General features: G+C 64.0%; 15 protein-coding genes. 7 read left to right on the top strand and 8 right to left on the bottom strand.

Translation table 11 applies throughout. The features are described from left to right. Nucleotides 1-98: 98 nt before the first annotated feature. The 3 genes from AO692_RS24415 to pncA form a co-directional block, all read right to left on the bottom strand. Nucleotides 99-731, bottom strand: coding sequence for an HAD family phosphatase (locus AO692_RS24415; protein ID WP_054312654.1), 633 nt, complete (start codon nucleotides 729-731; stop codon nucleotides 99-101). 75 nt (nucleotides 732-806) lie between these two features. Then, the gene (locus AO692_RS24410) at nucleotides 807-2,222 is read right to left on the bottom strand and encodes a sodium:proton antiporter (RefSeq protein WP_244483471.1); all 1,416 of its coding nucleotides are present in this window, start codon (nucleotides 2,220-2,222) and stop codon (nucleotides 807-809) included. 123 nt (nucleotides 2,223-2,345) lie between these two features. After that, on the bottom strand, nucleotides 2,346-2,945 hold the full coding sequence (pncA, locus tag AO692_RS24405; protein WP_054312653.1) for a bifunctional nicotinamidase/pyrazinamidase: 600 nt from the start codon (nucleotides 2,943-2,945) through the stop codon (nucleotides 2,346-2,348). A gap of 364 nt (nucleotides 2,946-3,309) precedes the next feature. On the opposite strand from pncA, the gene AO692_RS24400 reads away from it, so the two are divergent. The 6 genes from AO692_RS24400 to AO692_RS24375 are packed head-to-tail and all read left to right on the top strand — an operon-like array spanning nucleotide 3,310 to nucleotide 10,380. After that, nucleotides 3,310-4,170 (top strand): xanthine dehydrogenase family protein subunit M, encoded by an 861-nt coding sequence (locus AO692_RS24400; RefSeq protein WP_054312652.1) that lies wholly within the window; start codon nucleotides 3,310-3,312, stop codon nucleotides 4,168-4,170. 2 nt (nucleotides 4,171-4,172) lie between these two features. Beyond that, nucleotides 4,173-6,929 carry a molybdopterin-dependent oxidoreductase gene (locus AO692_RS24395; RefSeq protein WP_244483476.1) on the top strand — a complete coding sequence of 919 codons (2,757 nt, stop codon included), beginning with the start codon at nucleotides 4,173-4,175 and terminating at the stop codon, nucleotides 6,927-6,929. Continuing rightward, nucleotides 6,926-8,461, top strand: coding sequence for a hypothetical protein (locus tag AO692_RS24390; RefSeq protein ID WP_054312650.1), 1,536 nt, complete (start codon nucleotides 6,926-6,928; stop codon nucleotides 8,459-8,461). Before AO692_RS24395 ends, AO692_RS24390 begins: the two co-directional genes overlap by 4 nt. Next, nucleotides 8,458-9,351: a hypothetical protein gene (locus AO692_RS24385; RefSeq protein WP_082407527.1), complete on the top strand. Its 894-nt coding sequence runs from the start codon at nucleotides 8,458-8,460 to the stop codon at nucleotides 9,349-9,351. Before AO692_RS24390 ends, AO692_RS24385 begins: the two co-directional genes overlap by 4 nt. Continuing rightward, nucleotides 9,344-9,928, top strand: a complete 585-nt coding sequence (locus tag AO692_RS24380; protein ID WP_054312649.1) for an amino acid synthesis family protein — start codon at nucleotides 9,344-9,346, stop codon at nucleotides 9,926-9,928. Before AO692_RS24385 ends, AO692_RS24380 begins: the two co-directional genes overlap by 8 nt. Further along, on the top strand, nucleotides 9,925-10,380 hold the full coding sequence (locus AO692_RS24375) for a MarR family transcriptional regulator (RefSeq protein WP_054312648.1): 456 nt from the start codon (nucleotides 9,925-9,927) through the stop codon (nucleotides 10,378-10,380). The genes AO692_RS24380 and AO692_RS24375 overlap by 4 nt, the downstream gene beginning before the upstream one ends. A 228-nt stretch (nucleotides 10,381-10,608) precedes the next feature. Here AO692_RS24375 and AO692_RS24370 read toward each other — a convergent pair whose 3' ends face one another. From AO692_RS24370 to AO692_RS24360, 3 genes are read right to left on the bottom strand one after another with little or no spacing between them, the layout of a single operon-like run. Next, a complete protein-coding gene (locus tag AO692_RS24370) occupies nucleotides 10,609-13,626 on the bottom strand; it encodes an efflux RND transporter permease subunit (protein WP_054312647.1) in 3,018 nt (1,005 codons plus the stop codon). 10 nt (nucleotides 13,627-13,636) lie between these two features. Beyond that, nucleotides 13,637-14,698, bottom strand: coding sequence for an efflux RND transporter periplasmic adaptor subunit (locus tag AO692_RS24365; RefSeq protein WP_054312646.1), 1,062 nt, complete (start codon nucleotides 14,696-14,698; stop codon nucleotides 13,637-13,639). Then, nucleotides 14,695-15,840: an efflux RND transporter periplasmic adaptor subunit gene (locus AO692_RS24360; protein ID WP_054312645.1), complete on the bottom strand. Its 1,146-nt coding sequence runs from the start codon at nucleotides 15,838-15,840 to the stop codon at nucleotides 14,695-14,697. Before AO692_RS24360 ends, AO692_RS24365 begins: the two co-directional genes overlap by 4 nt. Before the next feature lie 261 nt (nucleotides 15,841-16,101). Between AO692_RS24360 and AO692_RS24355 the strand changes: the two genes are divergently transcribed. Continuing rightward, nucleotides 16,102-17,376 carry a 4-aminobutyrate--2-oxoglutarate transaminase gene (locus tag AO692_RS24355; RefSeq protein ID WP_054312644.1) on the top strand — a complete coding sequence of 425 codons (1,275 nt, stop codon included), beginning with the start codon at nucleotides 16,102-16,104 and terminating at the stop codon, nucleotides 17,374-17,376. 76 nt (nucleotides 17,377-17,452) lie between these two features. On the opposite strand, the gene AO692_RS24350 is transcribed toward AO692_RS24355, so the two are convergent. Both AO692_RS24350 and AO692_RS24345 read right to left on the bottom strand, forming a co-directional pair. Continuing rightward, nucleotides 17,453-18,340 (bottom strand): EamA family transporter, encoded by an 888-nt coding sequence (locus AO692_RS24350; RefSeq protein ID WP_054312643.1) that lies wholly within the window; start codon nucleotides 18,338-18,340, stop codon nucleotides 17,453-17,455. Between the two features lie 222 nt (nucleotides 18,341-18,562). Further along, nucleotides 18,563-19,807 (bottom strand): FAD-dependent oxidoreductase, encoded by a 1,245-nt coding sequence (locus tag AO692_RS24345; protein WP_054312642.1) that lies wholly within the window; start codon nucleotides 19,805-19,807, stop codon nucleotides 18,563-18,565. Nucleotides 19,808-20,062: the final 255 nt, after the last annotated feature.

Raw genomic sequence — 20,062 nt, 5'->3', positions numbered from 1 at the left:
CGAGATGGACGACTATCCCGGCCAGGCGGAACGGCACCTGGCCGAGCTGAAGGCGATCCTGGATGAGCAGGAGCCCGTCTACCGCAGTTGATTGACGGCTAAAGGCCGAGTTCGGCGCGCAACTCGTCCACGGTGTTGAGGACGACCGCGCCGTCCGGACCGGCCATCGGCCTTTCCGGCCAGAAGATCGTTTTCATGCCGGCGGCCAGGCCGGACATCGCGCCTGTTATGCTGTCGTCGATTGCCACAGCCTCGCTCGGGTCGACATCGAACAACCAGGCCGCGCGCAGGAACGGCTCGGGGTGTGGTTTGCCTTCGCGCACGTCGTTGCGGCTCACCGTCTTCATCCCGGCGTGCGAAAGGCCGACCGCGCCAAGATTGGCATCGACGATCAGCCGGTCGGAATTCGAGACCACCGCCTGCTTCACGCCAAGCGCCCGCAGTTCCTGATAGATCTCGATCGCGCCCGGCCGGGGCTGCAGGCCACCGACATTGGCCATGTAGTAATCATATTTGAGTGCGATCCATTGATCGAACGGCAACGTCAGGCCGAACTCATCGCGCATCATGTCGTAAACGAAAGCGGCGGTCTTGCCGAGCACACGCTCATGCAGATCGGCAGGCGCCGCCAGGCCCACGCTGCGCATCGCCGAAACCAGAGCGGCATCGTGCAGCGGTTCGCTGTCGACGAGTGTTCCATCCATGTCCCAGAAAACGGCTTTTGGCGTCATCGGTCATCCTTTCGGGATCATGCTCTAGAGGTTTAGGGCGACGGGACAATGTCTTCCGACGATCGGTCTAGCGCCTCACCTGAAGAAGATGAAGCCCGCAATCACGAAGGCCGGGATCAGCACCGCGCCCGACCATAGCATATAGCCGAAGAAACCCGGCATCTTGACGCCCTGATGACGCGCAATGGCATAGACCATGAAATTGGGCGCATTGCCGATATAGGTGTTGGCGCCCATGAAGACGGCGCCCGCCGAGATCGCAGCCAGCGTCGTCGCCAGTTCCGTCATCAAATGACGCGCGTCACCGCCAGCCAGTTCGAAGAAGACAAGGTAGGTCGGCGCGTTGTCGAGGAAAGAGGACAGCGCTCCGGTCAGCCAGAAATAGGCGAGATCGTTGGGTGTTCCGTCAGCAGCCGTCACCAGGGCAACCAGAGGCGCCAAGGCGCCATCCTTGCCGGCCTTCAGGATGGCGATCACCGGCACGATGCAGATGAAGATCGCGGCAAACAGTTTTGCCACTTCGGCGATCGGCCCCCAGGCGAAGCCATTGGCCTTGCGGTATTCGGGGCGCGACACCGCCAGTGAAACAAAGGCAAGGGCCAGGATGATCGCGTCGCGCACGAGATTCTGCAATTCCAGCACAACGCCCAACACCGAGACCTCGATGCCCGGTTTCCAGGACGCCGAGAGCAGGATCGCTGCGATTACGCCGGCAAGCAGCGGCAGGTTGGGCAAGCCACGTAGACGCACTTTCGAATCCGGCGTCGGGTCCTTGATCTTCGGCTGGCCTTCCTCACGCCAATGGAGGATGAAATCCAGCACAAGAAAGGCCGCCAGCACCAGCACGGTGACGAACAGCGTTTCCCGCCACAGGTTCGCCGTCGTCCAGAAGAACTCGACGCCGCGCAGAAAGCCGACGAACAGCGGCGGATCGCCGAGCGGCGTCAGTGAACCGCCGATGTTGGAGACCAGGAAGATGAAGAAGACGACGACATGGGCGTTGAACGGCCGGTTGTCGTTGGCGCGGATGACGGGCCGGATCATGATCATCGAAGCGCCGGTGGTACCGACCACCGAGGCCAGCAGTGCCCCGATCAGCAACAGGCCGGCATTTGTCCACGGCGTGCCGTGAATGTTGCCGGCAACCAGAATGCCGCCCGCAATCGTGAACAACGCGAACAGCAGGATGATGAACGACATATATTCGGTGAGCAGCGCGTGCAGCACGGCATTGAGGGAAAGGTCCGCACCGAAAGCCAGAGCCAGCGGGCCGACGACCAGCGCGGCCCAGACGGCGGCAATCTTGCCGTAGTGATGTTCCCACAGATGGGGAAACAGCAGCGGCCCGCTGGCGATGGACAGCAGCAAGCCGGCGAAGGGCAATCCCCACCAGAGCGACATGGTTGCGCCGGGCAGTCCCTCGGCGGCGAAAGCGGGAACCACACTCCCGCAAAGCAGCCCGATCGCCGCCAGAACTTTCCTGTAATGCACGTCGCCCCTCAACCGATCGCCCGAAACACCAAGAGCAATTCCAGGAAAAGTGCGTAGCGGTTTTCCATCCGGAATTGTGTAAAAGAGCTAGAGCGTTTCCGTGAAAACGGAAACGCTCTAGCGTCAAACCAGCACTACGCCGGCATCACGCATACGGCCAAGCATTGCGTCAAGTGAGCCATTCAGATTGATGCCACGGCAGGCATCGAGACGCACGGTCGTCGCAAAACCTTGACTGACCGCGTCGAGTGCGGAGAAAGCGACGCAGAAATCCGTTGCCAGGCCGACGAGCGTGATGGCCTCGATGCCGCGCTCACGCAGATAGCCGGCAAGCCCGGTCGGCGTCGTATGGTCATTTTCGAAGAAGGCTGAATAGCTGTCGATGCCCGAGCGGAACCCTTTGCGGACGATCAGTTCGGTCTTGCTCCAGGCGAGGCCGGAGTGGAAGTCGGAGCCAAGGCTGCCCTGGATACAATGATCCGGCCACAGGGTCTGTGGACCGTAGGACATTTCGACCATCTCGAACGGCTGCTTGCCCGGGTGGCTGGACGCGAAGCTGGAATGGCCGGCGGGATGCCAGTCCTGTGTCATCACCACGTGTTCGGCATTGCGGATCAGGTCGTTGACCAGTGGCACGATCTCATCGCCGCCGGTCACGGCAAGAGCGCCGCCCGGGCAGAAATCATTCTGCAGATCGACAACGATCAGTGCTTCATCGGCCATGGCGTTACCTTTCAGCGGGCAGGAGAGGCCGCCTCGGGTGTGTTGGGAACACACCCTGGGCGACCGGGGTGGAGAAACTCGATCAGATGGTCGCTCGCGTCAACCTTCTAAAGCTGCAGGCCGCTGAGGCCGAGCCGGGAATGCCCACTGCTTTGACAAAGCCAGCACGACTGATATCATTTGCATACGAATGAATTTGCCGGCGATGCACCGGCCGATCTTGGCGCATGACCCTGAAAATCGGAGTCGATTTTCAGAAGGCATCATGTGCTAATTCAGAGTGTTGGAGTGTCCTTTGCGCGCCCAGATGGCGCGACGCTCCAAGGGGAGAAGGCCTCCTTCGGGAGGAACCGGGAAGGCAGGCGTGATCCGTTACGCGAAACCCGCCACACTCGACGAAGCGCTCACGCTGCTCGACGAAACATCGTGGCGTGTGCTTGCCGGCGGCACCGATTTCTACCCTTCCCAGGGCAATCGACCCATTCGCGAGAACATTCTCGACATCAACGGCATCGTCACGCTGCGCGGCGTTGCCGAGAATGAGACGCACTGGTTGATTGGCGCCCGCACGACCTGGGCCGATATCATCCGCCAGTCTCTGCCCTCCGCCTTCGAAGCGCTGAAGCACGCCGCACGTGAGGTCGGCTCGCCGCAGATCCAGAATGTCGCTTCGGTTGCCGGCAATCTCTGCAACGCATCGCCTGCAGCGGACGGCGTCCCTGCGCTGTTGGTGCTGGATGCCGACGTGGAATTGCGCTCGAGCGAAGCGACCCGGTATCTGCCACTCGCCGATTTCATCCTTGGCAACCGCCGCACCGCACGCCGGCCCAACGAACTGGTCACCGCCATCCGTGTGCCCAAGACCAGTGCTGCCGGAACCTCGGGTTTCGTCAAACTCGGTGCTCGGCGGTATCTGGTGATCTCGATCGCCATGGTCGCCGCCCGGCTGGTCATCGAAGACGGTATCGTCCAGCAAGCGGCAATCGCCGTTGGCGCGTGCTCGGCCGTCGCGACACGGTTGTCCCACGTCGAAAAAGCCCTTGTCGGCCGGACGCTCGACGGTTCGCTTGCAGATATCATCCAGGCCACCCCGATGCCGCAACTCGCCCCTATCGACGACGTGCGTGGCTCTGCCGCCTACCGGCTGGATGCTGCTCGCGAGATCGTTGCCCGCGCCATCCAGGCGGCTGCCTGCCAATCTCCTCAGAGGGAGGTTGCGGCATGAGCATGGAGCGTGGGGACATAACCTTTCAGGTCAACTCCAGACAAGCGACCGTGTGTGCCTCACCGGTTAGCCGGCTGTCATCCGTGCTGCGTGACGAACTGCAGCTCACCGGGACCAAGGTGGGGTGCGATGCCGGAGATTGCGGGGCCTGTACCGTGCTTGTCGACGGCCAGCCGGTCTGCGCCTGCCTGACGCCGCTCGCTTCCGTCGGCGGAGCGAAGATCACAACAGTCGAAGGGCTGGCCAACGGCCGGCTCTCCGCGCTGCAGGCATCGTTTCTCAAACACGGCGCCGCGCAATGCGGCATCTGCACGCCCGGCCTGCTGGTGACCGCGACCGCGCTGCTGGACGAGAACCCGCACCCCGGCGAAGCCGAAGTGCGCGATGCGCTGGGCGGGATCCTGTGCCGCTGCACCGGCTATCGGAAAATCATCGCCGCGGTCCTCGATGTCGCCCGAGACAATGGCGCGGAGCTCGACTTTCGCCTGCCGATCGCCGGCAAGGCCGTCGGCTCATCTCCGGTGCGGCTGGACGGCGTGCCCAAGGTCACAGGCACCGAAAAGTTCGGCGCAGACTCCTTCCCTGAAGATGCCCTGGCCGTCCTCGTGGTGCGCTCCCGCCACCATCATGCGCATTTTGCGTTCGGCGATCTCGCAGCCTGGAGCGCAACCCATCCAGGTGTCGTCGGCATCTTCACCGCCGCCGATATTCCAGGCCGGAATGTGTTCGGCGCTATTCCCGCCTTCGCCGATCAACCCGCGCTGGCAGAGGGTGTTGTCCGCTTCCGTGGCGAGGCGGTGGCTTTGGTTGCAGTCGAGCGTTCTGTCGCTGCCGATCTCGACCTGGAGGATTTCCCGGTCACATGGAAGGAAGGCCAGCATCTGTTGGCCGCGGAAGAAGCACAGGCGCAAGATGCGATCCCGATCCACGCGGACCGCACCGGCAATCTTCTGACCAAAGGCTTCGTCGAGCGCGGCGAGCCCGACAAGGCTCTGGCTGCCGCCTTCGCCACCGCTTCGGCAACCATCGAAACATCCTATGTCGAACACGCCTATATCGAGCCGGAAGCAGGCTATGCCTATCTGGACGATGATACCCTTGTCATCGTCGCCTGCACCCAGGCGCCCTACATGGATCGTGACGATACGGCACGTGTTCTTGGGCTTGCCCCGGACAAGGTGCGCATCGTGCCGACAGCCACCGGCGGTGGTTTCGGTTCCAAGCTCGACATTTCCGTGCAGCCATTGATCGGCCTGGTCGCTTTGAAGACTGGCCGCCCTGCCGCCCTTGCCTTTTCTCGCTCGGAATCGATGATGGCGACGACCAAGCGCCATCCGGCAACCATGCGTGCCGCCATCGGCGTGGCGTTGGACGGCACGGTCTCCGTCATGACCTTCGAGGGCGCCTTCAACACCGGTGCCTATGCCAGTTGGGGACCGACGGTCGCAAACCGCGTGCCGGTGCATGCCTCGGGTCCTTATGCCACACCGCACTATCGTGCCGAGGGTCGCGCCATCCACACGAACGGCCCGATTTCCGGCGCCTTCCGTGGTTTCGGCGTGCCGCAGGCAACGATCATGCAGGAAGCCCTCTACGATCAGCTAGCAGAAAAGCTTGGCATCGACCGACTGGAATTCCGCTTGAAGAACTGCCTTCGGAACGGCTCGGAAACGGTCACCGGCCAGAAGCTGGAAGCCGGCGTCGGCATCGGCGCATGTCTTGAAGCGCTCGAACCGCATTGGGCGCGCGCGCTGGCGGAAGCGGACATGTTCAACACCGGCGATCAAGCGGCAAGCCGCGCGCTGCGGCGCGGTGTCGGTATCGCCTCGTGCTGGTACGGTTGCGGCAACACTTCTCTGCCCAATCCTTCCACGATCAAGCTGGGCATCTCGCGGGATGGCGAAGTTATTCTTCATCAAGGCGCGGTCGACATCGGCCAGGGTTCCAACACTGTCATAGCCCAGATCTGCGCGGATACGCTCGGCATCCCACTGGAAAATCTGAAACTGAAAGGCGCTGATACCGCAATCTCCCCGGACGCCGGCAAGACATCCGCATCCCGCCAGACCTTCGTGACCGGCAAGGCCGCCGAAAAGGCGGGACGTGCGTTGCGCGAGCGCATTTTGCGCTATGCCAATGTCTCCGAGGCGGCCACGCTCTCGTTCGACCAGGGTGTGCTGCTTATCCGAGAGGGCGACGCCACCCGCCGCGTCGACCTGGCCGGATTGCCGGCGGACGATGACGGTTTCGTCTTCCGCGCCGAAGAAACCTATGATCCGCCGACCTCTCCGCTCGACGCCAACGGCCAGGGCAAACCCTATGCCGTCTATGGCTATGGCGCGCAGATTGCCGAACTCGAGGTCGACATGCGTCTGGGAACGGTGCGACTGATCAAGATCACCGCCGCGCACGATGTCGGCAAGGCGATCAATCCCATTCTGGCCGAAGGGCAAGTCGAAGGCGGCATCGCCCAAGGCATCGGCATGGCGCTGATGGAAGAATACATCCCCGGCCGCACGGAGAACCTGCACGACTATCTCATCCCGACCATCGGCGATGTGCCGCCGATCGAGACGATCCTGGTCGAGGTGCCCGATCCGGAAGGGCCCTTCGGCGCCAAGGGGCTCGGCGAACATTCGCTGATCCCGACCGCACCGGCGATCCTCAACGCCATCCGCCACGCCACCGGCGTGATGATGGCGAAGGTCCCTGCGACGCCATCGCGCATCCTGGTTGCCATCAAGGAGGCGAGCCGATGAGCGAACTCGCCGAGCGTTTCGACACACATGACCCCGGCGAAAAGCAGGTGGCGGAAAAGATCCGCTGCGATGCCTGTCCGGTTATGTGTTACATCGCCGAGGGCCGCACCGGCGCCTGCGATCGCTACGGCAACCGGGCAGGACGCATCGTGCGGCTTGATCCGCTCACCATTCTGGACCACGCCGCTGAAACCGGCCAGGCCGTGGTGCCCTTCGTCGCCGATGGTGAGGCGTGGACTGGCGACCTCGTCAACACCGGCCGGCGTTTCGTGACGGCGATCGGCGCCGGAACCACCTATCCTGACTACAAGCCGGCCCCCTTCATCGTCAGCCAGGAGGTGGACGGGGTGGACCTCGTCACCGTGGTGACCGAGGGCATCTTCTCCTATTGCGGCGTCAAGGTGAAGATCGACACAGATCGCCATATCGGAGACGAGACGGCAACCGTGCGTGCCGGGGGTGAGGCGATCGGCCATGTCACCACCGGCGAATACGGCTCGCAGATGTTGTCGCTGGGCGGCGTCCATCACCTGACCGGCGGCTCCAAGGCGGAAGGCCGCGCCACCTGCGACGCGTTGCTGGCGCTGTGCAACCAACAGCCGGTCGAACTTGCGATCGACGGCGGTGCCACCCTTGTCGTGCAGGCGGGCAAGGCGCCGGTGATCGACGGCAAGCTGGAACACCGCATGCGGGTCGGTTGCGGCTCGGCCACCATCGGCATGTTTGCCGCGCAATGGCGTGGGCTGGTAGACGAGGTCGTCGTGGTGGACGACCACATCACCGGCGTGGTTTCCGAACACCAGGCCGGCAAGGTGCTGGGCTGGCCGGACACCGGCATCCGCATCGTTGGCCGTCGCTCCACCCCCGGCCGCTATTTCAAGGTCTCGGAGCCTGGGCTCGGCTGGGGTGGCACCGCCATCGACGACCCGCTGTCGATCCTTGGTCCATGGAATGCTGTAAAAGGCGCACGTCCCGGCCTGTCGCTGCTGATGGTTTCCACCACCGGCGAGCAGTTCGCCTATTACGAGCTCGACGAAGAGCTGAAACCGGTCGAAAAACCATTCCCGGAACGGCTCAGGAAATCGGTATCGCTCATCGAGGAGAATTGCGAGCCGGCGCTGTGCACGGTGCTGTTCGTCGGCGGGGCGGGCGGAAGCCTCAGGGCAGGCGTGACGGAGAATCCGGTCAACCTCACGCGGTCGGTGCAGCGCCTGGAGACCTATGTCACGGTCGGCGGCGCACCCGTCTACGTCTGGCCGGGTGGCGGCATCACCCTGATGGTCGATGTCAGCCGTGTGCCGGAAGGCGCTTTCGGCTATGTGCCGACGCCGGCTCTGGTGGCGCCGATCGAGTTCACCCTGCGCCGCGACGATTATCTCAGGCTTGGCGGGTATGAAGCCGAGATCCGCAGTCTCGCCGATATTTTCGCGCGCGGCGGCGAATATCTCAATCCGCGTCGCAACACCGAAGCGCCCAACGCGAATTCCTGGCCGCCGATGGCGCAGCTCAGGCGTCATGGAGGCGGCCTGTGAGCGGGCCACAGGCACACTGGCTGGCCGGTGGCAGGAGGCTGCATCTGAACCATGGCCCGATCGACCTGATCATCGAGGCTTTCGGCGATGCAGCCGAGGTGCGGATGGCCTGCGAACAGGCCGTGGCGCGCTTCCAGACGATCCTGTCCGAACTGGTCGACGAACTGCCGGCGTTGCGCCAGCCTGCTGCCGTCGCCGCGCGTCTCTTCGCCGGGCCGACCGCGCGGCGCATGGAAGCGGCTGTCTCGCCGTTGGCGGAGCGCTTCATCACACCGATGGCTGCCGTCGCAGGCTCAGTCGCCGACGAAATGCTGGCCGCGATGGTTTCAGGGCGAAAGCTCGAACGCGCCTATGTTAACAACGGCGGCGACAGCGCGCTGCATCTGGTGCCGGGCCAATCGATGACGCTGGCGATTGCGGGAACCGGGCATGGTTTCGCGGACCGTATAACCGTGCGTGGCGAGGACGGCGTGCGTGGCGTCGCTACCAGCGGCTGGCGTGGGCGTTCGTTTTCGCTGGGCATTGCCGACGCGGTGACGGTGCTGGCTTCCTCCGGCGCCGCTGCCGATGCCGCCGCGACGCTGATCGCCAACGCCGTAGACCTGCCTGGCCATCATGCCATCGAGCGGCGCCCGGCGCGTCAGCTTGCCCCCGACAGTGATCTCGGCGAGCGGCTTGTGACAACGGCGGTCGGAACGGTATCGCCGCAGGAAGCGGCGCGAGCATTGCAGTTCGGCCTGACCGTCGCCGAGGATTATCGCCGGCAGGGGCTGATCACGGCGGCAGCGTTGTTCTTCAACGGCGCGACCGCTTTCGTCGGGAATTTTCCCAACCTTCGCAGCGATCGGCTGCGCTCATCCGACCAAGCCAAGGATTTCGCCCATGCCTGAATTCCCCATTCGCAAGATCGCGGTACTGACCGAGGAGATCGTCCATGATGGCGGGCCGGTGGTGAACGTTCCGCGCCGCCGTGCTGCGGCGATGGCTCTGGTCAGGAACCCGTTCGCGGGACGCTATGTGGAAGATCTGCAAGGCGCGATGGAGGACCTGAAACCGCTCGGCCTGATCCTGACCGATCGGCTGATCGCGGCACTCGGCGGCGATGCCCACGTCATCGACGGCTACGGCAAGGGCGCCATTGTCGGCAGCGCCGGCGAACTCGAGCACGGCGCGCTCTGGCATGTGCCGGGCGGTTACGCGATGCGCGAGCGGCTGGGCGAGGCCAAGGCCATCGTGCCTTCCGCCAAGAAGGTCGGGGCTTTCGGCGCCCGCCTTGATGTGCCGATTGGCCACATCAACGCTTCTTATGTGCGCTCGCATTTCGACGCCATGGAAGTCGGCGTTGCCGACGGGCCGCGGCCCGACGAGATCCTGTTCTGCCTGGTGATGACCTGTGGTCCGCGCATCCACAACCGCATGGGTGGGCTGGAGGCCAAGGACATCAAGGTCTGGGACGGCCAGCGATGACGACGGGCAAAGCGCCGCTGCTATTGGTCGGTGATGAGTCGGACGACACCTACCGCCTGCAGGATCAGGTCGGGTTCGTGCTGCGCAAGGCGCATCAGCGCCATGTCGCGATCTTCGCTTCGCGCATCGTCGATCTGACGCCGCCGCAATTTGCCGCCTTGGCGAGGCTATATGAAATCGGCGAGACCTCGCAGAACCAGCTTGGCCAGATGATCGCCATGGATGCCGCCACGGTGAAGGGCGTCATCGACCGGCTGAGGGCGCGCGGTTACGTCGATCTCAAGAAACACGACGCCGACAAGCGGCTGCTGCTGGTATCGCTGTCGGCAGCGGGGCGCGAAGCCGTGGTGGAGCTCATTGCACGGGCCAAGGCGATCACCGAGGAAACGCTGGCACCGCTGACGGCGAAGGAAGCCGCACAGTTCCTGCGCCTGCTCGTCAAGATCGCGTAGGAGGATCTGGCGTAGGGGGATCGATCGTCGGTGCCCCTCACCTGCCTGCCGGCATCCTCTCCCCGTGAACGGGGAGAGGATTTCGCCAATCGCCAACATTGCAGAATGGGTACCATCGTTGCGGCCAGCCTCCTTCTCCCCGTTTTACGGGGAGAAGTGCCCGGCAGGGCGATGAGGGGCGGCGCTAATTTACGCCTGCTCCGCCGCCTTCGGCTCCTTCAGCCGGAACTAGGCGACATAGAGGGCCGGCAGGAAGAGCAGGGTGATCGCCGTGCCGGCGATGATGCCGCCCATCATGGCATAGGCCATTGGGCCCCAGAACACCTCGCGTGCGATCGGGATCAGTGCCAGCGAGGCGGCAGCGGCCGTAAGTGCGATCGGTCGCATGCGATGCTCGCTCGCCTCGATCACCGCCAGCCAGCGATCCTTGCCTTCGGCGACGAGGTCTTCGATCTGCACGATCAGGATCACCGAGTTGCGGATCAGGATGCCGATCAGCGCCAGCACGCCGAGCAGGGCGACGAAGCCCATCGGTGAAGAGGACGACACCAGCGCCGCGACGACGCCGATCAGGCCGAGCGGCGCCACCGCCACCACCAGGAACAGGCGCTGAAAGCTCTGCAACTGGATCATCAGGATGGTTGCCATGACGAACAGCATCAGCGGCACCACGGCGGCGATCGGGCCCTGGCTCTTGGCGCTTTCCTCGACCGAGCCGCCGGTGGCGATGCTATAGCCGGCCGGCAGCTTGGCGATGAAGGCGTCGACAGTCGGCTTCAGCTCGTTGACGACCGTGTCCGGCAAGGCATTGCCGACCAATCCAGCCCGCACCGTCAGGGTCGGAATGCGGCCGCGCCGCCAGATCGTCGGCTGCTCCAGCGCATAGTCGAAATTGGCCACCGCCGCGAGCGGGATGGATTCGCCCGTGCCGGTCGGCAGTTGCATGTTCTTCAGCGTTTCCAGCGAGCCGCGTTCTGTCTCGCGCGAACGCCCCACGACATTGACCAGGTAGGTCGCGTCGCGCACCTGGGTGATGGTGACGCCGCCGACCACGCTGTTCAGCGCCGAGGCGATGTCCTGCGAGGTGATGCCGAGCTGGCGTGCCTTGTCCTGCAGAACGTCCACCTTCAGCACGCGCTCCGGTTCGTTCCAGTCGAAATTCGGAGCTGCGAGCTTGGGGTTGGTCGAAATCTGACCGGCGAGATCCTGAGCGAGGCTGCGTACCTTCTGCACATCCGGCCCGCTCACGCGGTATTGCACCGGCCGGCCGACCGGCGGCCCGAGTTCCAGCGTCTTCACAAACGTATCGGTGCCGACGAATTCCTCGCGCAGCAGCTTGTCGATCGCCGCGTGCACGCGGTTGCGCTCCTCGACTCCCTTGGTAACGATGACGGTCTGTCCGTAATAGGGATTGGATGGCTGGACATCATAGGCGAGCACGAAGCGCACCGCGCTCTGGCCGACATAGGAACTCCAGTGGTCAATGTCTTTGTTGCCGACCAGCGCCATCTTCTCGAAACGCTCCATCTGCGCGCGCGTCTCGGCGATCGAGCTGTTCTGCGGCAGGTTCCAGTCGACGATCAGCTCCGGCCGGTCGGACGCCGGGAAGAATTGCTGCTGCACCAGGGTCAGCCCGGCAAGTGAAGCAAGGAAAAGCAGGATGGTGGCGATGATGGTCAGCCAATAGCGTCGCACCGAAAAAAACAAGGCACGCCGGAAAAGCATCGTGAAGCGGCCGGGCTGATCATGATGTTTCTTCATTGTCGCCGGCAGAAAGGTAACGCCCAGCAGCGGTGCGAACAGCACCGCCACGATCCATGAGATCAGGAGCGAGACCGCGATGACGACGAACAGCGTGAAGGTGTATTCACCGGCGGCGCTCGAATTGAGGCCGATGGGGATGAAGCCGGCCACCGTCACCAGCGTGCCGGTGAGCATCGGGAAGGCGGTGGAAGTGTAGACATAGGTTGCCGCCTTGTTGAGCGGATCGCCCGCCTCCAGCCGGGCCACCATCATCTCGACGGCGATCATCGCATCATCGACCAGAAGGCCGAGTGCGATGATCAAGGCGCCAAGCGAAACGCGCTGCAGCGAGATGTCGAGATAGGTCATGACCAGGAAAGTGATGGCCAGTACCAGCGGGATGGACAGCGACACGACAAAACCGGCGCGGACACCGAGGCTGACGAAAGAGACGATGAGCACGATGGCCACCGCCTCGAACAGCGCCCGCGTGAAGCCGGACACCGCTTCCTCGACGATCAGCGGCTGGTCGGCAACCAGATGAACGCCGACGCCGATCGGCAGTTCGCCCTTCACCTCCTCCATCTTGTGTTCCAGCGCCTTGCCGAACTCCAGCAGGTTGGCGTTGGGTTTCATGCCGACAGCGAGCCCGATCGCATCCTCGCCGTTGAAGCGGAATAGCGAGGCCGGCGGGTCGGTATAGCCGCGTGTGATGGTGGCGACGTCGCTCAGGCGGAAGAAGCGGTTGTTCACCCTGAGGTTGATGGCGCGCAGGCTCTCTTCGGAGCTGAACTGGCCGGTGACACGCACGCTGACCTGTTCAGGTCCGGATTGGATGACGCCGGATGGCGCAATCGCGTTCTGCGCCTGCAGCGAAGCGATGATCTGCTGCTGATTGAGGCCGAGCGCGGCGATCTGGCGGGTGGAGAATTCCAGGTAGATCACCTCGTCGCGCGCGCCGATCAGCTCCACCTTGCCGGCATTCGGGACCGTGAGCACTTCGGCTCGCACGTTCTCGACATAGTCGCGCAGCTGGCGTGGCGAGAGCCCGTCGGAGGTGAACGCATAGACGTTACCGAACACGTCGCCGAAGCGGTCGTTGTAGAAGGGCCCGAGCACACCTTGGGGAAACTGCGGCTTGATGTCCTCGATCATGTTGCGGACCTGCAGCCAGGTCGGCACCACATCGCGTGCCTTGGTGTTGTCCTTGAGATTGACGAAGACGATGGTGCGCCCGGCGGTGGTGACCGAACGGGTGAAGTCGAGCTTGTCGAGTTCCTCGAGTTTCTTCTCGATGCGATCGGTGACCTGCTTGGCCTGCTCATCCACGGAGGCGCCCGGCCAGTTGGCCTGGATCAGCATCGTCTTGATGGTGAAGGAGGGGTCTTCCTCGCGGCCGAGATTGATGTAGGCGAACACGCCGGCCACGATGAAGACCAGCATGAAATACCAGACCAGCGACCGATGCTCGAGCGCCCAGTCGGACAGGTTGAAACGCTTCACGTGTCCGCTCCTACTGCAACTTGATCTTTTGGCCAGGTGTCAGGCTGTGCACGCCCGCGGTCACCACGCGTGTTCCCGCGGCCAGGCCGTCTGCCACGGTGAAGGTTCCGCCGGTGCGGGTGGTAACCTGAATATCCTGTGGCGCGACGCTCGCCGTCTTCTCGTCGACGATCCAGACCTGGGTCTTGCCGTCCTTTTCCAGAAGCGCGGAGAGCGGCAATTCGATCGCCGGTTTGAGTGCGGTGGTCCGCGTGACGGTGACGGTCGACCCGATGCGGAAGGCGGCGGACGGATCGACAAGGGAAAGCCTGACGCGGCGGCTGCGCGTGGTGTCGTCGGATTGCGGCGCCATTTCGCGCAGTCTGGCCTGCGTCTTGATCGACGGCAGCGACTGTAACGAGACCTCGAAGGGTGCATCCGCGGTAAGGTCGCCGGTCAGCCAGTCAGGAATATCGACCACCGCCTCGCGCGCGTCGGCGCGCGCCACGGTGACGACCATCTGCCCGGGTGACACAGTCTGCCCGACCTCGGCGCCGACCGCAGTCACCACGCCATCGAAATCCGAGAACAGACGGGCGTATCCGAGCTGTTCCTCCGATTTGGCAAGCGAAGCGCGGGCACGCTCGACATTGGCATTGGCCGCCTGCTTTGCCTGTTGCGCCGCGTCATAGACTGCTTGCGAGGCGTTCCTGGAGGCCAGCAGCTGTCGCATACGTTCTTCGCTGGCACTGGCATTGGCCGATTGGGCCTGCGCATTGGAGAGTTCTGCCTTGGCCGCCTGCACGGCAAGGTCAAGCGCGGTCGGGTCGAGCGCGGCCAGCGTTGCGCCCTTGGCGACTGTATCGCCGACATTGACGTCGCGGGCGACGACACGGCCGAGCAGCCGGAAGGAAAGGCCTGCGCTGTAGCGTGGCTCGACGGTGCCGGCGAAACCGAAGCTTTGGGTGGCGCGCGGCTGCACGACAATCGATAGAACCGGTCGCGGCGTCTCCGCCGTCTTGTCGCCGGTCTCCTGTGAACAGCCGGCCAACAGTGCGATCACGGGTAAAGCGAACAGGATCGAACGGCTCATCGCGCCGCCTCCATCGTTTCGACCACCAGCCCTGGGCTGAGCATCTGCCCGCCGGCGGTGACAACAGTCTGGCCGGCTTTCAACCCTTCGCCGATGGCAACAGTCGCCGTTCCATAGGCCAGTACGGAGACAGGTGCGATGGCGACTGCCTTGCTCGCAGGATCGACCACCCAGACCGCCGGCTTGCCGTCGCTGGACGTGAGCGCTTGCCATGGCAGCACTACAGCCTGGCCATGCGTGCCACTGACGCTGCCGACGACTGCTGCGCCGAGCGGCATGGCGGCAGGGGTCTGGGGAATGCCCACCTTGACGCGGACTGAACTGGAAGCCGGGTCGACCACCGGCGATATCTCGCGCACCACGCCTTGCGCGGTGATTTTCGGGTCTGCCAGCAATGCCACGGCGACTGGTGGCGGCCCGCTGCCGTGCACACCGGCCACCAGCGTTTCCTGCACGTTGAAGACGGCGTCGCGGTCGCCATCCTCGGCGACGACGAACACGGTCTGCGCCGCCTGCACCACCTGCCCCGCCTCGACCGTGCGGGCTGTGACGATGCCGGGCGCGCCGGCACGCAGTTCGGTGAAGGAAAGGTTCTCCTTGGCGTTGGCCAGTGCGCTTTTCGCCGCCTCGACGCTGCCCTGCGCCACTTTCAGCGCCTGGTCGGCCTGATCGTAGTCGCGCCGCGTCGTGTAGCCTTGGGCAAGCAGCGTCTTCTGGCGATCGAAGGTCGCGGATGTCTGCGTGAGCTGTGCCTGCGCGGCATCCAGATTGGCTTGCGCGGTCCTCAGATCCGATTCCTGCTCCTGCGGGTCGATGCGAGCAAGCGTCTGGTTCTTGTCGACGTGGTCGCCCACCTCCACCAGCCGTTCCGCCACCCGTCCGCCGACCCGGAAGGAAAGGTTGTTCACCGTGCGCGCGGCGATCACGCCGGTCAGCGATACCGTGTCGGCATAGTCCGCGATCTCGGCTTTCTGCGTGGCGACCAGAACCGGCAGCTTTTCCGCTTTCTTGGCCTCCTGCCGCTGGCAGCCGGAAACGAGCGCGGCGGTCGCGGTTGCAGCCAGTATGACCGAGGCGAGGCGCAGCGCGGGTGGAAGACGGTTTGCTGCGGGATTGGACGTGACCGATCGTCGTGCTGCCATGGCCGGGCACCTGTGCGCGGGGGGCGCCGCTTCGACATGAAGGGACGCTGATTGAGGGAGCAGGATAGCCTGCGGTCTGGAATTTGAAATAGGTCATTGATTTCGTACCGCTGACGCGGCGGAAATCGAAAGACGGCGGCTTGCGCAGGCACAATGGCTTGGGCCAAGCTGTCGGCTTGAGTTGGGTTGGAAATAAAGCCAGAAGGCTAGGCGAAAGCTGAAGGATACCGGGGCAACGAAGCCCTTGAGGAGAGAAGCACGATGAGCAACGCGACCATTTCCGCCCGCAAGAATGCCGCCATCTCGCGCGGCGTCGGCATGACGACGCAGATCTATGCCGAGCGCGCCGAAAATTCCGAGATCTGGGACGTCGAGGGTCGCCGCTATATCGACTTCGCCTCGGGCATCGCCGTGGTCAACACCGGCCATCGCCATCCCAAGGTGATTGAGGCTGTCAAGGCGCAGCTCGACCGCTTCACCCACACCTGCCATCAGGTAGTGCCCTACGAGAATTACGTCCGGCTGGCCGAACGCCTGAACGGCTTGCTGCCGGGCAAGTTTGACAAGAAGACCATCTTTGCCACCACGGGCGCGGAAGCGGTCGAGAACGCCGTCAAGATCGCGCGCCACGCCACCGGCCGTCAGGCGGTTGTCGCCTTCACCGGCGCCTTCCACGGCCGCACCTTCATGGGCATGGCGCTGACGGGCAAGGTCCAGCCCTACAAGGCCGGCTTCGGCGCGATGCCCGGCGACGTCTTCCACGTGCCGTTCCCGGTCGCGCTGCATGGTGTGACCACGGCGGATTCGCTGGCCGCGCTCGACAAGCTGTTCAAGGCCGATGTCGATCCGGCCCGGGTTGCGGCCATCATCGTCGAACCCGTGCAGGGTGAAGGCGGCTTCTACGAGGCACCGCGCGACTTCGTCTCGGCGCTGCGCAAGATCTGCGACCAGCACGGCATCCTGCTGATCGCCGACGAGGTGCAGACCGGCTTTGCCCGTACCGGCAAGATGTTCGCGATGGAACACCACGACGTTGCGCCGGACCTCACCACCATGGCCAAGAGCCTTGCCGGCGGCTTCCCGCTTTCGGCCGTCACCGGCCGCGCCGAATTGATGGACTCGCCGAACCCCGGCGGCCTCGGCGGCACCTATGCCGGCAACCCGCTCGGCGTCGCCGCGGCCAACGCGGTGCTCGACGTGATCGAGGAGGAGAAGCTCAACGACCGCGCCAATGCGCTTGGCTCCCGGCTTAAGCAGCGGCTGGAGGCATTGCGCGACGACGTGCCCGAGATCGTCGACATCCGCGGCCCCGGCTTCATGAACGCGGTCGAGTTCAACGACGTGAAGACCAAGCTGCCGTCGGCGGAATTCGCCAACAATGTACGGCTGAAGGCGCTGGACAAGGGCCTCATCCTGCTCACTTGCGGCGTCTACGGCAACGTCATCCGCTTCCTGGCGCCGATCACCGTCCAGGACAATGTCATGACCGAGGCGCTCGACATCCTCGAGGACTCGATCCGGGCGGCACGGGCGTAAGCTCTACCGCTCCCTGCTCAATGAAAGAGGCCGGTGCCCGTCAGGCGCCGGCCTCTTTCATATTTCGCTGCACGCATCAGGTTCGGGCGCTGATCGTCGCACCGACGCTGGCGCAGATGACGCAGGCGATGCCGGTGATCTGCTGCGGGCTCAGCGGCTCATGCAGGATGAGATAGCCGGCGAGCGCGCCGATGCCGGGTTCGGCGCTCATGAGGATGCCGAACGTAGCCGAAGGCAATCGGCGCAGGGCCTGCATCTCCAGCACATAAGGCAAGAGCGGGGTCAGTATGGCGAGGCCGACCGTTTGAAGGACCAGACCGGCAGGGAGGTTGAGGCCGACCTCTTGGAGGCCAAAAGGTGTGGCGATGAGCGCCGAGGCCACGAAGGATATGGCCAGGCCGTCGAGGCCTCTGAAGGCGCTGCCCACGCGTTTGTTCAGCAGGATATATGAGCCCCAGCCCGCGCCTGCCGTCAAGGCGAAGGCCACGCCGAGCAGATCGACCGTCCATCCTTCCAGATTCCGCACCAGAAGCAGCACGCCGGCGAAGGCAAGCACCAGCCAGATCAGGCGCCAGCTGCGGGCAAAACCAAAGGCCGCAACGCCGAGGGGGCCGAGAAACTCGATGGCGACGACAAGGCCAAGCGGCACACGCATGATTGCCAGGTAGAAGGTCAGCGTCATGACCGCGATCGTGGCTCCCAGCGCCAGTGCGGCGGCAAGGTCTCGCGGCTGGTAGGTCCGGATATCGGGACGCACGACGAGCCAGAGCAGGATCGCGGCCCAGGCGAGGCGGCCCCAGGTCACCGCAAAGGGGCCGAAGCTGTCCATGGCAGGCCGCGCCAGCGCTGCCCCCAGTTGCACCGAGATCATCGCCGCGACCGCCATCAGCACGGCCAGCCCCAACTGCGAGGACGATGGATCCACTGCCGCCTTGTCGGGTGCGTTCTGCAAACTCGACTCCATGGACGTCTTCAGCGCATCGGCCAGAAAACCGGAACCGATTTTCGAAAAGCACGATGCGCAGGTTCAAAGCGTTAGAACGTCCTTTGTGCGTCCGAATGGACACACGGCGCTCCAATTGTAGCTGCACGGTATAATCGAGAAACCCCATAACGCGCCGTCCGGCATTCGCGCAGTTCCACGCGGCACGTGAATCTGATCCAGCCTCCGGCTCGTCAGGGTCGATTAAGCGGCGGGCTCGGCCTGCTGGTGTGCCGCAAGAGCCGCCTTCAGCGCGTCGGTTCCGGCCTCGACCTGGGAGGGTGTCGGCGAGAAGCCCGCGCCCAGCATCTTGCGGCCGAGCATGTGATCGGCCGGCCGATTGATGGATTCGATGGCGATCAGCCGGTCGCCGCAGAAATGATAGACGGAAAGCTTGTTCTCCGTGGCGTCGCCCGAAACGATGTGCCGGTCGCCGGCGGTCGTCAGCCCGACCATCTGCAATTTCATGTCGCCGATGTCGGACCAGAACCAGGGCACGGCCGAATAGGTGTCTTCGTGGCCCAGGATGGTGCGCGCGGCAAGCTTGGCCTGGTCGGTGGCGTTCTGCACGGATTCCAGGCGGACATCCGTATCTGTCGCCCAATGCCGGTAGTTGGCGACATCGCCCACGGCCAGCACTTCGGGCAATGAGGTGCGCATCCTTGTGTCGATGCGAATGCCGTTGCCGATGGCGATGCCCGCCGCTTCGGCCAGTTCGACATTCGGCACCACGCCGACGCCGACGATGACGAGCTGTGCCGGCAGCCGTTCTCCAGACGAGGTGACGGCCGCCGTGACGTGGCCGTTTTCGCCGTCCAGTCTGGCGACGGTGGTGCCGGTCAGGATGCGAACGCCGCCGGCAATCAGCCTCTCGTGGACATGGGCAGCGATGACCGGTGCGACGGCACGGCCGAGCACCCGATCCGCTGCCTCGACCACGGTCACCCGGCGCCCGCCGGCGCTGAGCGTCGCTGCGATCTCCAGCCCTATGAAACCGCCACCGAGGATGACGGCATCGGATGCCGCAGTGCTGAGTTCGCGGATGATGCGGGCATCGTCCAGTGAACGCAGTGAAATGACGCCGGCGAGATTGCTGCCCGGCAAGGGCAGCAATCTCGGCCGCGAACCGGTGGCCAGGATCAGCCGGTCGAACGGGATGGTGCCGCCCCCCGTGACATCGAGCACCTGCGCGCCTGTGTCGATGCGCTCGATACGGAGGCCAGGCCGGAGGTCGATATCGTGACCGGAATAGAAGGTTTCGCCGCGCAGCGGCTGCGGCTTGGCCTCGGCGTCCTTTATGAAGGTCTTGGACAGCGGCGGCTTGTGATAGGGCAGATCCTTCTCGTCGCCGAGAAGCACGACCGGACCGTCATAGCCTTCCTCGCGCAGGCTGGCTGCAGCCTGAACCCCGGCATGGCCGGTTCCGACAATGACGACACCATTCTTCATCACAACCCGCCTTCGCATGGAATTTAGATCGATGCCGCAAGTGGCAATTGTCCGCTGCCGCCACAAGAGGCCACCTGCGGGTCGCACCCTGGACAGCCGGCTGTCAATGCCATCTCTTGGGCCATTTCGGAACCATCGCCATGTGCAAATGCGGCGTAAACTTGATCCTTCTAGTTTAGAATTATTCTAAACTATTGTTTTGAAAGGCTTTATTGCCGAATTGCATTGACTTTCGCCTTTCTCGCAGCTTTATGG

The organism is Mesorhizobium sp. 1M-11, from assembly GCF_001303895.1.
In the GTDB taxonomy this organism is placed as follows: Bacteria; Pseudomonadota; Alphaproteobacteria; order Rhizobiales; family Rhizobiaceae; genus Mesorhizobium.
The sequence above is the reverse complement of the archived record's forward strand: the minus strand, read 5'-3'. Positions and strand labels throughout refer to the sequence as shown.